Annotated in this window: 12 protein-coding genes; 9 read left to right on the top strand and 3 right to left on the bottom strand. The window is 71.7% G+C overall.

The features are described 5' to 3' along the window. Positions 1-374 precede the first annotated feature (374 nt). The 9 genes from GTY96_RS07275 (at position 375) to GTY96_RS07235 (ending at position 9,835) form a co-directional block, all read left to right on the top strand. Positions 375-1,610, top strand: coding sequence for a hypothetical protein (locus GTY96_RS07275; protein WP_143899374.1), 1,236 nt, complete (start codon positions 375-377; stop codon positions 1,608-1,610). A 42-nt stretch (positions 1,611-1,652) separates the two neighbouring features. Next, complete coding sequence (locus GTY96_RS07270) at positions 1,653-1,913, top strand: hypothetical protein (protein WP_143899373.1); 261 nt, start codon at positions 1,653-1,655, stop codon at positions 1,911-1,913. A 124-nt stretch (positions 1,914-2,037) separates the two neighbouring features. Further along, positions 2,038-3,480: a porin family protein gene (locus GTY96_RS07265; RefSeq protein WP_143899372.1), complete on the top strand. Its 1,443-nt coding sequence runs from the start codon at positions 2,038-2,040 to the stop codon at positions 3,478-3,480. Next, positions 3,480-4,364, top strand: a complete 885-nt coding sequence (locus GTY96_RS07260; protein ID WP_161664274.1) for a hypothetical protein — start codon at positions 3,480-3,482, stop codon at positions 4,362-4,364. Before GTY96_RS07265 ends, GTY96_RS07260 begins: the two co-directional genes overlap by 1 nt. A 39-nt stretch (positions 4,365-4,403) precedes the next feature. Further along, positions 4,404-5,120 (top strand): MotA/TolQ/ExbB proton channel family protein, encoded by a 717-nt coding sequence (locus GTY96_RS07255; RefSeq protein WP_143899370.1) that lies wholly within the window; start codon positions 4,404-4,406, stop codon positions 5,118-5,120. After that, positions 5,120-5,536, top strand: coding sequence for an ExbD/TolR family protein (locus tag GTY96_RS07250; protein ID WP_143899369.1), 417 nt, complete (start codon positions 5,120-5,122; stop codon positions 5,534-5,536). The genes GTY96_RS07255 and GTY96_RS07250 overlap by 1 nt, the downstream gene beginning before the upstream one ends. 12 nt (positions 5,537-5,548) lie before the next feature. Next, a complete protein-coding gene (locus tag GTY96_RS07245) occupies positions 5,549-6,286 on the top strand; it encodes an energy transducer TonB (protein ID WP_161664273.1) in 738 nt (245 codons plus the stop codon). 19 nt (positions 6,287-6,305) lie between these two features. Further along, complete coding sequence (locus GTY96_RS07240) at positions 6,306-8,906, top strand: TonB-dependent receptor domain-containing protein (protein ID WP_161664272.1); 2,601 nt, start codon at positions 6,306-6,308, stop codon at positions 8,904-8,906. A 2-nt stretch (positions 8,907-8,908) separates the two neighbouring features. Continuing rightward, entirely contained in the window at positions 8,909-9,835 is a 927-nt protein-coding gene (locus GTY96_RS07235; protein WP_143899366.1) for a hypothetical protein, read from the top strand. Positions 9,836-10,024: 189 nt separating this feature from the next. Here GTY96_RS07235 and GTY96_RS07230 read toward each other — a convergent pair whose 3' ends face one another. The 3 genes from GTY96_RS07230 to GTY96_RS07220 form a co-directional block, all read right to left on the bottom strand. Next, the gene (locus tag GTY96_RS07230) at positions 10,025-10,699 is read right to left on the bottom strand and encodes an abortive infection system antitoxin AbiGi family protein (protein WP_235685436.1); all 675 of its coding nucleotides are present in this window, start codon (positions 10,697-10,699) and stop codon (positions 10,025-10,027) included. Between the two features lie 140 nt (positions 10,700-10,839). Continuing rightward, positions 10,840-12,093: an APC family permease gene (locus tag GTY96_RS07225; RefSeq protein WP_143899781.1), complete on the bottom strand. Its 1,254-nt coding sequence runs from the start codon at positions 12,091-12,093 to the stop codon at positions 10,840-10,842. 83 nt (positions 12,094-12,176) lie between these two features. Next, positions 12,177-12,710, bottom strand: coding sequence for a hypothetical protein (locus tag GTY96_RS07220; protein WP_143899365.1), 534 nt, complete (start codon positions 12,708-12,710; stop codon positions 12,177-12,179). Positions 12,711-12,795 lie beyond the last annotated feature (85 nt).

Genomic DNA, 12,795 nt, shown 5'->3' with positions numbered 1-12,795 from the left:
AAGCCCGCGCCGAGGCCTTCGCCCGCTCCTCCCTTCTGCTGGGGGTGAGCGGGTTCGGCTGTGCCGCGCATCCCGCGCGGGCAAGGAGGGGCGCGTGACACAAACGACACGCCCACGGCTCGTGTTTCGCGTCCGTGACCATTCATCCCGGGGTTCGTGTCATTTCCGTATCGAAACCGTCACGACGCCAATCCCATTGAAAACTCTTGCGGCGACGCCATCTGGCGACTTTCGCCCTCTCCAAAACCCTGTAGAGAGCATCGCGAGTTCCCCGGCAGATCCAGCCATGGGAGTCGCGCCCGCAATCGCAGGCGCATGGCCTGGAGCTGCCGTCACTGGTTGAAACCCACCGCCTCCTGTCCAGGAGACCCACCATGCGTCGTCGTTTGACTGGATTGCTGGCGCTCGCTGCCCTCACCGGGGCGGCTCCGGCGCTCGCGGATGACTGTGCCACCCTCGCCACCAACCAGGGCAAGCAGCTGCTGCTGGTGACCGGCTCCACGGCCCTCAAGCCTCTGCTCAACGTCATGGGCCCGAAGCTGGCGGCGGCCCCCAACAACATCCTCATCGCGTACCTGGGCAACGGCTCGTGCAGCGGCGTCAACGGCGTGGTGGCTCCGGACCAGAACCTGGTCGCGGCGGGCTCCTCGCTCTCCTACTTCCCCGAGTCCTTCAACGACGGCGCCGCGGGGACTCCGCCCACGTGCACCCTGTCGGCGGCCGCCGCCACTCAGCTCGCCATCTCCGACGTCTTCGTGGAGACGTGCACCCGCGCGGTGCGCCCGTCCACCATCGGTGACTTCACCGGCCCCGCGCAGGTCATGACGTTCGTGGTGCCGCCGACCAGCACCCAGTCGGCCATCACCGCCGACGAGGCCTACTTCGCGTTCGGCTTCGGCGGCGCCCAGGGCAAGCAGGCCGCCCCGTGGACCGACCCCAACTTCTTCTTCATCCGCCCGGACAGCTCCGGCACCCTGCGCATCCTCGCCTCCGCCGTTGGCGTGCCCAACGAGAAGTGGTTCGGCCAGCGCAAGAACAGCGCGGGCAAGGACGCCGGCTCCGGTGACGTGCTCGCCTCCGTGAGCTCCAGCGCCAACGTCGAGGGGACCATCGGCATCCTCGGCATGGAGGTGGTGGACGCGGGCACCAACCGCGAAAAGGTGAAGGTGCTGGCCCTCAAGGGCCGCGGCCAGAAGTTCGCCTACTACCCGGACGCCACCAGCACCTCGCATGACAAGATCAACGTGCGCGAGGGCCGCTACGCCGGCCTGGGCTACGCCCACCTCGTCACCCCGGTGAACGCCCAGGGCGTGCCCACCAACGCCAACGCCAAGACGTTCATCGACGTGGTGCTGGGCACGAAGGCTCTCGCGGGCGTGGACCTGGTGAAGACGGTCGCCCAGGACGCCAAGCTCATCCCCCTGTGCGCCATGAAGGTCAGCCGCACCGCCGAGGGCGGCGACCTGCACCGCTTCAAGCCCGCCGCCGCCTGCGGCTGCTACTTCGAGAGCCTCGTGGGCACCGCCTCCTCCTCCTGCAAGGCGTGCACGGCGGACAGCCAGTGCAGCAGTGACCAGTCGTGCCAGAGCGGCTTCTGCGAGGCGAAGTAGGCCCGCGCGGCTTCAACCCCTGACTTCACTGAGGAAACCTCCATGTCGACCCGAATGATGCGGCTCCTGGCCGCGGGCGCACTCTGCGTGCTCGCCCTGACCGGCTGCGGCGATGACAAGAAGCCTGATTCCAATCCTCCCGACGACGACGGCAACCCGACGGAGGAGCAGACCTGCTTCAAGACCCCCGCCGACGTGAACAACGAGATCATCAACTCGTGCCCGCCCGCGGGCGTCACGCAAATCACCAAGAACCCCTCCCTCCCGCTCAACGCGGACGGCACCCTGCCGTCGCTGCCGTAGCGAGCATCCGTTGAACGTCCGTCCGCCGCGCTCTCCTCGTATGTCCCGCTCCCTGAACCCCCAGTTCTCTCGCCGCGCACACGCCCGCCTTCGCGGGGGCGCGTGGCCGCTGGTCACGGCCGCCGTGATGGCCACCGCCAGCACCGCGTGGGCCCAGACGCCGCCCGAGGCCCCCGGGGGCAGCGGCGTCCTCTCACCCGCGGGAACCCAGGAGTCCCCGTCCATCGCCGCTCCGCCGGCCGGTGGAGTGGGGAAGAGCGCGGCGGACGTGCGCCTCGAATCCCTCGAGCAGTCGCTCGCCGCCGAGAAGTCCAGCCGGGACGCGGAGGTGGCCGCCCTCAAGCTGGAGCTGGAGCGCCTGCGCCCCCCCGCGCCGCCCATCCTTCCTGAGGCGAAGGCGAGCCCGGTGGACTTCCGGCTCTCCGGCTTCCTCCAGTCCGACGGCGTGCTGATGCGCCAGTCCTCGGAGGACGAGCTGAACCCCGCCACGGGCGAGCCGCTCAACCAGACACGCTTCCTCATCCGCCGCGCCCGCGTGCGCGCCGAGCTCACCGCGCCGTGGATCTCCGGCGCGCTCGAGCTGGATGGCAACACCGTCAAGGGCCCCGCCGCCCGCCTCCAGGCGGCCGAGGTCAGCCTGCGCTACCAGCCGGACGCGGACGCCCCGCCGCTGGCCATGGCCACCGTGGGCCTCTTCAAGATCCCCTGGGGCCACGAAGTGCTGGAGAGCGACCGCGTGCGCCCCTTCCTGGAGCGCAGCAACGCCGCCTCGGCCCTCTTCCCCGGCGAGTATGACCTGGGCGCGCAGCTGTCCGGCGGCTGGCGCTTCCTGCGCTACGCGGTGGGCGTGATGAATGGCCACCCCCTGGGCGAAAAGTCCTTCCCGGGACGCGCCCCGCTGGCCCTCAAGGACGTGGTGGGCCGCCTGGGCGTGGACACCCAGCTGGAGCGCGTCGGGGTGCGGGCCGGCGTCTCGTACCTCGTCGGCCACGGCTTCACCCGGGGCGTCGCCGCCACGAAGGACCAGGTGACCTGGCGCGACATCAACGAGGACGGCCAGGTGCAGCTGCCGGAGATCCAGATCATCCCCGGCTACCCGGCGCAGGCCTCGCAGTCCTTCTCGCGCGACGCGATGGGCGCGGACCTCACGGTGACGGTGCCCGTCACGGAGCGGGTGACGCTGCAGGCCCTGGGCGAGCTGTACTGGGCCTCCAACCTCGACCGCGGCTTCCAGGTGGCGAACCCGGTGGGTGCCGGCCGCGCGCTGCGCGAGCAGGGCTATCTGGTGGGCCTCACCGCGCAGGTGGGCCCCCACCTCTTCGCCGGCGTGCGCTACGACTTCTATGACCCGGACCGCGACGCCAGCGAGGTGCGCAACGGCACGCAGGTGGTGCGCACCAACGCGCTGTCCACCACCGCGGTGGTGCTGGGCGCGCGGCTGGCTCCCTACGGCCGGGTGATGGTGGAGTACGACCACAACACCAACGCGCTGGCACGCACCACGAGCGGGGCCCCCACCACCCTGCCGGATGACGCGCTCACCGTGCGCGGCGAGGTGGTCTTCTGATGCGGCTCGCGACGACGATGGTGCTGGCGCTCCTGGCGCTGGCCGGCTGTGGAGAGACGAGTGATTCGGGGCTGGACGCCCTGATGCAGGTGGCCGGAGCACGGCACTACCCCCAGGAGCTGCAGGCCCCCGAGGGCGGCCCCGACCTGGTGGACGTCACCACGTCCAACACCCTGGTGCGCGCTGGCGTCCAGGCCAAGTCCTTCAGCGGGCTGGCCGTCAAGGGCGCGGAGGCGGTGGCGCTCAGCTTCTCCGGCGAGCAGGGCCACTGGCGCATCCCCACCGGCAACGTGGACACCCTCAACCAGGACCTGGTGACGTTCAGCGCGCAGCTCGCCTTCTCGCCGCGCGTGGAGGCCGGGCGCTACGAGGTGGTGGCGCGCGCGCTGGACGGACAAGGCCGCGCCGGCCCGCCGCGCGCGCTGGGCGTGGACGTGATGGCCAGCGCCGCCCCCGCGGGCAGCCTCGTCATCAGCCTCTCCTGGGACACGCAGGCGGACCTCGACCTGCACGTCACCATCCCGGACGGGGTGGAGATCTGGGCGCGCAACATCAACTCGTACACGCCGCCCACCGTGGGCGTCATCGACCCCTCGCAGGTGGAGGCCGGGGGCGTGCTCCTGTACGACTCCAACGCGCAGTGCGTGCTGGACGGGCGCCGCCAGGAGGACGTGGTGTGGAGGCAGCCGCCCCCTTCCGGCCACTACGTGGTGCGCGTGGACGCCTTCAGCCTGTGCGCGGAGGCCGGCGCCAACTGGAAGGCGGAGGTGCGCCTTGCCGGTGAGGTCCTCGGCCGCGCCGCGGGCAGCATGGTGGAGTCCGACACGCGCGGCGCCCACGAGAAGGGCGCCGGCTTGCTGGCCCTTGAGTTCGACATTCCCTGAGCCGTTCCGGGTTTCGCTTTCGCGCTTCGCGAGGAGTTGATGATGTTGGAGAAGATGCATGGTGCGGTGCAGATGGGCAGCACCGCGGTGCTGTGGCTGTTGATTGCCCTGTCGGTGATGTCGGTGGGCGTGGTGGTGGACCGCATCGTGTATTTCCACAAGCGCCGGGTGGACCCGCGCAAGCTGGGCCGCGCGCTGGTGGAGCGGCTGCGCGCCGGGGACGTGGCGGGCGCGCGCGCGGTGCTCGCCCACCACAAGAGCATCGAGGCGCAGGTGCTGACCGAGGCGCTGGAGTGGTACGCCGACGGCGCGGACGCGGTGGCGGAAATCCTCGGCAGTGGCCTGAAGGACCGGCGGCCGCAGTTCGAGTCCGGACTGCTCTTCCTGGGCACGCTGGCCAACAACTCGCCCTTCATCGGCCTGTTCGGCACGGTGCTCGGCATCATCACCGCCTTCAAGGAACTGGGCAGCGCGCAGGCCGGTGGTGGAGGCATGGGCAACGTCATGGGCGGCATCGCCGAGGCGCTCATCGCCACGGCGGTGGGCATCCTCGTGGCGCTGCCGGCGGTGGTGGCCTTCAACTACTTCCAGAAGAAGTGCAACGAGGTGGAGGACAACGTGGCGACGCTCGGCGGCCAGCTGCTGGCCCACCTGCGCAGCGCGCACCCGGCGCGCACCACGACCGAGGCGCCCTCGAACGGGGCGGCTGCGCTGGCCGCCAGGTCCCCCGTCCGTGAGCGCGAGGTGCAGACGTAATGGCTGGCACGCTCGGAGGAGGCGGGGGCCGCCGCGGCGGCACGATCTCCAACATCAACGTCACGCCCCTGGTCGACGTGGTGCTGGTGCTGCTCATCATCCTGATGGTGTCCTCGACGTACATCGTGGCGCAGACGCTCAAGGTGCAGCTGCCGCGCGCCTCCAGCTCGGACGGCATGGCGGAGAAGCCCACCACGGTGGTGGTCCAGAAGGACGGCAAGCTGCTGATGGACGAGCAGCCGGCGGAGGAGTCCCTCGTGCGCGAGCGCCTGACGGCCGCGGTGAAGGCAAACCCGGACATGAACCTGGTGGTGAGCGCGGACAAGGACACGCCGCATGGCGCGGTGGTGCACATCATCGACCTGGCGAAGGTGACCGGCATCACCCACTTCGCCATCAACGTGCAGGCCGACTGAGAAGACGACGCCATGCGCGGTAAGCCCCTTTTCATCTCCCTGGCGCTCCATGCGCTGGCGGTGGCGCTCATCTTCTGGTTGTCACGCACCCCTACGCAGCACCGCGCCATCGCCGTCGCGGTGGTGGAGGGGGCCAAGAAGAAGCCGGAGCCCAAGCCCGAGGAACCGCCGAAGCCCCCACCGCCGCCGCCGGCGCCCCGCCCGCGCCGTCCGGAGCCGGCGCCCGAGGTGGCCGCCGCGGCCCCGCCGCCTCCCGCGTCCGCCCCCGCGCCGGCCCCCCGGCCCGCGGCCCTCTCCACCGGCCTGACGCTGGGCAACGACGGTGGCGGCCAGGGCGGCGGCATCGCCGTGGGCGGGCTGACGCGTGGCCCGACGACTCGCGGCGACGAGCCCGCTCCCTCGAAGCAGCCCATCGCGCGCCGCGAGCCGGTGAAGCCCCCGCCGCCACCGGACGAGGACCCCTGCACGGAGGCGCCCACCAAGCCGGTGCCGCTCGTGCGCACGCCGGACATTGAGTACACCGCCCAGGCGCGCGCCGACGGCGTGGAGGGCCGCCTGGTGCTCTCCGTCATCATCTCCGCGGACGGCAGCGTCGCGAGGGTGGACGTGGTGAGCACCGTGGAGGCGGCCCTGGACGCCGCCGCGGTGGCCGCGGTGAAGCTGTGGCGCTTCAAGCCCTCCACCGCCTGCGGAAAACCCGTGACCGGCGGCGTCTTCACGCTCGCCCGGCGCTTCGAACTCGGAGACTAACGTGGTGCGCGAAGGGCGAATGTTGGTGGCGGCAGTGCTGGCGCTGGTGTGCGCGCTGGGGAGCGCGCGCGCCCAGGAGCAGCAGCAGGGGCAGCTCACGAAGGCCCCCAAGCTGACCACCTTCGTGGAGGCCGAGTACCCGGCGGACAAGCGCGAGAGCGGCGTCACCGCCTCCGTGCTGCTGGGCATCGAGATTGCCGCCGACGGCACCGTGGAGGATGTGAAGGTGGTGGAGAGCGGCGGGGCGGACTTCGACGCCGCCGCGGTGGCCGCCGCCCGCAGGTTCGTCTTCGAACCGGCCGAGGTGGACGGCGTGCCGGCGCCGGTGCGCATTGAATACCGCTACACCTTCAAGATCGACGAGGTGAAGGTGAAGCTGGGGCCGCAGGTGAACTTCGAGGGCGTCGTCCTCGAGCGCTTCACCAAGAAGCCCCTGGCGGGCGTCACCGTGACGGTCGTGGACACGGGCGCCACCCTCGTCACGGACGAGCAGGGCACGTTCTCCTTCATCGACGTGCCGGTGGGCACGCACCAGGTGCAGCTCTCCAGCGCCACGCTCATCACCGTCTCCACGCAGGAGGACATCGCCGAGTCGAAGAAGAAGACGGTGCGCTACCTGGCCGAGGAGAAGCAGGAGGGCGTGGACGAGGAGGTGGTGGTGCGCGCGCCGCGCATCCGCAAGGAGTCCACCGAGGTGAGCATCCGCACCGAGGAGGCCCGGCGCGTGCCCGGCACGCAGGGCGACACCCTCAAGGTGGTGCAGAACCTGCCGGGCGTGGCGCGCTCGTCCTTCGGCAGCGGGCAGCTCGTCGTGTGGGGCAGCGCCCCGCGCGACACCCGCGTCAACGTGGACGGAGTGGAGATTCCGGCCCTCTACCACGTGGGCGGCCTGCGCTCGACGATCAACTCCGGGCTGGTGAAGGGCATCGACCTGACGCCCGGCGCCTACGGCGGGGACTACGGGCGCGGCCTGGGCGGCCTCGTGCGGGTGGAGACGCGCGCGCCCCAGGCGGACGGCGTGCACGGCGTGGTGTCCGCGGACGTGATGGACGCCTCCGCGCAGCTCTCCGCGGCGGTCACCCCCACGCTGCGCGTGGCCGGCGCCGTGCGCTACAGCTACCTGGACCGCGTCCTCACCGGCGTGGTCTCCCAGGACGTGGGCGATTTCTTCCCCATCCCCCGCTACAACGACTACCAGCTCCAGGGGCAGCTGGACCTGCGCAAGGACGAGTCGCTGAGCGCGCTGGTGCTCGGCTCGAACGACTACCTCAAGCGCACGGTGGCCTCCAGCGACCCGGCGCAGGTGCGCTCGGAGACGACGGACAGCTCCTTCTCCCGCGTGATCCTGCGCTACAGCCGCATCCTGGAGGACGGCTCCAGCTTCGTGGTGACGCCGTCGGTGGGCATGGACTCCAGCCATCAGCTCGCCACCTTCGGGCCCACGCCGGCGCTGCTGGACATGAGCGGCGTGCGCTGGGGCGTGCGCGGCAGCTACCGGCGCAAGGTGGATCGCGGGGTGACGCTCGCGCTCGGCCTGGACCTGCAGGGCGCGCCCACCCATGTGCGGCGCCAGGGCTCGCTCAACCTGCCCGCGCGCGAGGGCGACATCTTCGTCTTCGGTCAGCGCCCCAGTGACGAGAGCAACGCGGACACCTGGGACGTCAACCAGGTGACGGTGTCTCCGTACGCCACCGCGGAGCTGCGGCTGGGCGCGCTCACCCTCAACCCCGGCCTGCGCCTGTCTGGCTTCCTGCTGGAGGCCAGCCGGCTGACGCCGAGCGTGGGCGGAACGCTGCCCATTGGCCGCTCCACCCTCACCCCCGTCATCGAGCCGCGCCTGTCCGCCAGCTACAAGCTGCGCAAGGACCTCACCCTCAACGCCGCCGCGGGCGTGTACTACCAGGCCCCCGCGCCCGAGGAGATGAGCGCCGTCTTCGGCAATCCCACGCTGCTGCCCCAGCGCGCCGTGCACGCCACCGCCGGTGCCTCGTGGCGCATCACCGGCACCCTCACCGCGGACGCGGTGGGCTTCTACAAGACGCTCGACAACCTGGTGGCCCGCAGCCCCTACGCCACGCCGCAGCTCGCGCGCGCCCTCACCCAGGACGGCACCGGACGCAGCTACGGCGCGCAGTTCCTCGTGCGCCAGGAGCTGTGGCAGAACTTCTTCGGCTGGGTGACCTACAGCCTCAGCCGCAGCGAGCGGCGGGACTCGCCGGACGCGGCCATGCGCCTGTTCGACTACGACCAGACGCACGTGCTGGGCGTGGTCGGCAGCTACCAGCTGGGGCCGTGGACGCTGGGAGCCCGCGTCCGCTTCGCCACCGGCGCGCCCCGCACGCCCGTGGCGAGCGCCTTCTACGATGTCCGCGACGACGTGTACCAGCCGCTGTTCGGCTCGCAGAACTCCGTGCGCATTCCGTCCTTCTACCAGGTGGACCTGCGCGCCGAGCGCGACTTCCAACTCGGGGGCGGCACGCTCAATGTCTACCTGGACATGCAGAACGTGACGAACCGGCAGAACCCCGAAGAAATCACCTACAACTTCGACTACCGCGAGCGGAAGTACATCGTCGGACTGCCCGTGCTCGCGGTCGCCGGCCTGCGATACCAGTTCTGACGATGAAAGCTCTCCAGACCCTCCTCGCCGTGGCCGTGCTCGCCGTGGGCTGCCGCCCGGACTTCGGCACCCGCTCCTCGCGCATCACCGAGCCCCGCATTCTCGCCGTGAAGGCCACGCCCGCGGAGGCACGCCCCGGAGAAGTCGTGGCGTACCGCGCGCTGGTGGCGATGGCGGACGGCGCGCCCGCGCTGAGCTGGTCCACCTGCGCCACCTCCAAGCCCGCCACGGAGAACAACGTGGTGGGCGCCAGCTGCCTGGGCAAGGATGTGCGCGCCTTCGGCGGTCGCGGCCCGGAGACGTCGGGAGAGGTGCCCGCGGATGCATGCACCCTGTTCGGTCCGGACACACCGGCGCCCCGCCCGGGCGAGCCGCCCTTCCGCCCGCATGATGCGGACGTCACCGGCGGCTACTACCTGCCGGTGCGCGTGGACCTGCCGGGGTCGGACCCGGCGGTGGCGCTCGAGCGCATCCGCTGCAACCTGGTGGGCGCCAGCCCCGAGGTGGCCCGCGACTTCCGCGAGCGCTATGTGCCCAACCTCGCCCCGCACCTGCTGGAGGTGACCGCGCAGGTGGACGGCGCCCCGGTGGCGCTCGACGCGCTGCCCGCCGGAGCCACCGTGACCTGGCGCGCCCGCTGGAGTGGCCCGGAGGACGTGGAGCCCTCGGCGGAGACGTACGTGGTGTTCGACGTGGTCTCCCAGTCACTCGTCGAGCGGCGTGAGAGCCTGCGCGTCTCCTGGTACTCCACCACGGGCGACTTCGAGGCGGACCGCACCGGCCGGGGCGAGGACGAGACCGAGTCCTTCAGCGAGAACACCTGGACGGCGCCGACCACGCCCGGGCCCGCGCAGCTGTGGGTGGTGTTGCGCGACGCGCGCGGCGGCGTGGACTTCCTCGCGCTGAACGGGGCCGTCGTCGCTCGCTGATGGCAGGAGGGCCGCCTTCGGGAGTCGTCCCCGAGGTGGCTCAGCCGCCTGGAGGCACGTGCTTCTCCCGGAGGGAGCTTCGGGAGAAGGCGTGTGCGCACCGCGCAAGGCGGGCCCTCGAGCGCTTCCGATGCGGCTTCGGCTTGATGGGGGCGGTGACCCCTCACGAAGGACCGCACGCTGTCTGCGTCAGCCCGGGGCGCTCTTGCGCTCCGGTGCCTCCGCCTGCTCCTTCAGCGCCTCCAGGATCTGCTCCGCCTTCCAGCCGGGATCCAACACGGGGCAGAAGTAGCCCGGGCCCGCGCGCTCGCGCACCGCCCAGGCGAAGAAGTCGCGCGCCACGCCGTGGACCTCCTCCGGGAGGAAGAGCGCCGCGACGTCGTACTCCGTGAAGCGCAGGAGCCCCGGGACCCGCCACTCGCGCTCCCAGTCGAAGCGGTAGCTGTAGGGCGCGTTGTGCGCATCCCCCTGGATGTCCACGAAGGGCGTCACCGCCCACACCGGCTCCTTGTGCGGCTCGCTCGCCGACAAGGCTTGATCCAACTGGTGCCGCATCGCCAGGTGCGCCGGGGAGCCATATTGGACGTACCAGACCGGTCCTCCGCCCTGCGACAGGATGAAGCTCTTGCGGAAGGCGATGCCGTACAGGCTCCGCCGCTGGACCAGCCGCGCGAGCTGATCGAGCGGAATCTCGCTGAAGCACACCGAGCGGTGCCGGTCCGCCACCGCCGTCTCCCGCCGCGCGATGCCAAAGCCCTCCGCGCCGGGGATGAGCGTGCGCGCTCCCAGGATGCTCATCATGTTCTGGTACGCGTCGTGGTACGGCGGCCCTGGCTTCGTGAAGTGCACCACGAAGTCGGACATGTCCCGCCACTGCGCATTCGCCTGATACCCGAGCATCGCCTCGAAACCCCCGCGCGAGTCTCCCGGTCCCATCCCCCCATCGCAACACAACGTGCGGGTGCGCCCCCGCGCCTGCCCCCTCCACGGCCGGGCGGAAGCGCTCAGGGCAGGCGGGCGGGCACGGGGAGCCTCGGCCGCGAGAGCCGCATCAGCGCGAGCCCCGCGAGCACCGCCACCGAAGCCACCCCCGCCTCGCGAGCGCTCGCGCCGAACGCCACCAGCGTCAGGCCCAGCCCCAGCGTGGGCACCGCGAGCAGCGCGTGCACCGGCCGCAGGTCGCGCTCCCGGCGCAGCGACAGCACCGCGAGCGCCGCGGCGGTGACACCGAACTGCATCAGCACCGCGATGGCGGAGAGCGCGAAGAGCTCCGACAGGTCGCCCAGGTTCACGAACCCCAGCACCAGCGCCCACGTCACGGCGAGCGCTCGCATGGGCACCCCCGACTCCGACATGCGCTCCAGCCCGAACAGCGAGCGCTCCCCGGAGGCCAGCGCGGACAGGTAGCGCGGCGTCGTCACCATCATCCCCACGCAGATGCCCAGCGCGGACACGCTGGTGCCCACGCCCACCAGCCGCGCCAGTCCCGCGCCGCCCCACACCTCCGCCGCCTGGGCCAGCGGCGCCGTCGCCCGCGCCAGGTCCGGCAGCGCCGCGACGCACGCCCACACGAGCCCCATGTACAGCAGCACCGCCACCAGCAGCGAGCCCACCGTCGCCATGGGCACCGTGCGCTCCGACGCGCGCACCTGCCCGGCGATGACCGGCACGATTTCAAAGCCCTGGTAGGCGAACATCACCGTCAGCCCCGCCTTCAGCCAGGACGCTCCCGTCACGGGCGCCGGGGGCGGCACCTGTCCGGCCGGCAGGAAGAAGAACGCGGCCAGCAGCGCGCCCAGCGGCACCAGCTTGAGCACCGTGAGCCCCGTCCAGGTCTTCGCCGACACGCGGATGCCGGAGGCCACCAGCGCCGCCAGCCCTGTCACCAGCGCGGAGGCCAGCAGCCGCTCGCCCAGCGGGCCTCCCAGCCCCACCGACGGCGCCACGGCCCGCGCCAGTCCCGCCATCACCGCGGACGTGCTCAGGAAGGCGCTGACGTAGGCCACCCAGCCGACCAGGAAGGACGCGCGCTCGCCAAACGCCGCGCGCGCGAAGACGACGGGCCCGCCATCCGAGTCGAACCGCCGGCCGAGCACCGCGAACGCGAGCGCCACCGGCACCAGCGCCAGCCCCGTGAGCGCGAAGGCCCACACCGCGCCCAGGCCCGGGGCCTGCGCCGCGACCTCCGCGGGCGCGAAGAAGATGCCGACGCCCACGATGCCGTTGACGCCCAGGGCCAGCAGTTGGAAGGGCCCGATGGTTCGCTCGGGCGCCGCGCCGGAAGGAGGAGGGGACACGGCGCGGACTTCACTACACCCGCGCCCCGGGCACCATCCCACGCTCAAGGATGGGAGAGCACCACGCTGAGCGCGGCCATCCGCCCGGCCGCGGACTCGTGCTCCAGCGCCTTCGGGATGACGACGTGCACGTTGTTCTCACGCTGGTCGCCGCAGGCCCGCGTCCCGATGTAGTGCTTGCGGTCGCGCTCGATGATGAGGTTGTAGCCGCACGGCCCCACCGTCCCCGCGATCTCATCCGGGCTGACCGTCAGCGACGAGGGCTTGCCCGCGAAGGTGCCCGCCACCTCCACCACCTCGTCCCGCTGTCGCACGGAGAGGTCCACCGGCTTCTGGTCCACGCTGCCCTGGATGCGCCGGTCCGACAGCTTCAGGTCCACGGGTTGCTGGAAGGCCTGTCCTTGCAGGGCGCTGTCCGTCATCCGGAGTCGCAGGTCCGGGCCCTGGAGGCCCTGCGCGTTGACGCTCGCGCGCACGGTCGTCCGGGGCGACAGCAGCTCCACGGTGTCGGTGCTCCTGGCGATGGCGGAGCCGCCCGCGAGCAGGGCGGCGACGGTGAGGATGCGGGCGGTTCTCATGCTCCAAAGCTGGGGCGTCGGGCCACGCGCCACCAGGGCCGCACCCTGGCTGCTTGGGGGGCGGTGCCCGGGCGGAGCGGTTCCT

This window comes from Corallococcus silvisoli, assembly GCF_009909145.1.
In the GTDB taxonomy this organism is placed as follows: Bacteria; Myxococcota; Myxococcia; order Myxococcales; family Myxococcaceae; genus Corallococcus; species Corallococcus silvisoli.
The sequence above is the reverse complement of the archived record's forward strand: the minus strand, read 5'-3'. Positions and strand labels throughout refer to the sequence as shown.

Excerpts from the sequence above, each read along its gene's own strand:
- GTY96_RS07275 (WP_143899374.1), top strand. The coding sequence starts at position 375 with ATGCGTCGTCGTTTGACTGGATTGCTGGCGCTCGCTGCCCTCACCGGG.
- GTY96_RS07270 (WP_143899373.1), top strand. The coding sequence starts at position 1,653 with ATGTCGACCCGAATGATGCGGCTCCTGGCCGCGGGCGCACTCTGCGTG.
- GTY96_RS07260 (WP_161664274.1), top strand. The coding sequence starts at position 3,480 with ATGCGGCTCGCGACGACGATGGTGCTGGCGCTCCTGGCGCTGGCCGGC.
- GTY96_RS07255 (WP_143899370.1), top strand. The coding sequence starts at position 4,404 with ATGATGTTGGAGAAGATGCATGGTGCGGTGCAGATGGGCAGCACCGCG.
- GTY96_RS07250 (WP_143899369.1), top strand. The coding sequence starts at position 5,120 with ATGGCTGGCACGCTCGGAGGAGGCGGGGGCCGCCGCGGCGGCACGATC.
- GTY96_RS07245 (WP_161664273.1), top strand. The coding sequence starts at position 5,549 with ATGCGCGGTAAGCCCCTTTTCATCTCCCTGGCGCTCCATGCGCTGGCG.
- GTY96_RS07240 (WP_161664272.1), top strand. The coding sequence starts at position 6,306 with ATGTTGGTGGCGGCAGTGCTGGCGCTGGTGTGCGCGCTGGGGAGCGCG.
- GTY96_RS07235 (WP_143899366.1), top strand. The coding sequence starts at position 8,909 with ATGAAAGCTCTCCAGACCCTCCTCGCCGTGGCCGTGCTCGCCGTGGGC.
- GTY96_RS07230 (WP_235685436.1), bottom strand. The coding sequence starts at position 10,699 with ATGTCCGACTTCGTGGTGCACTTCACGAAGCCAGGGCCGCCGTACCAC.
- GTY96_RS07220 (WP_143899365.1), bottom strand. The coding sequence starts at position 12,710 with ATGAGAACCGCCCGCATCCTCACCGTCGCCGCCCTGCTCGCGGGCGGC.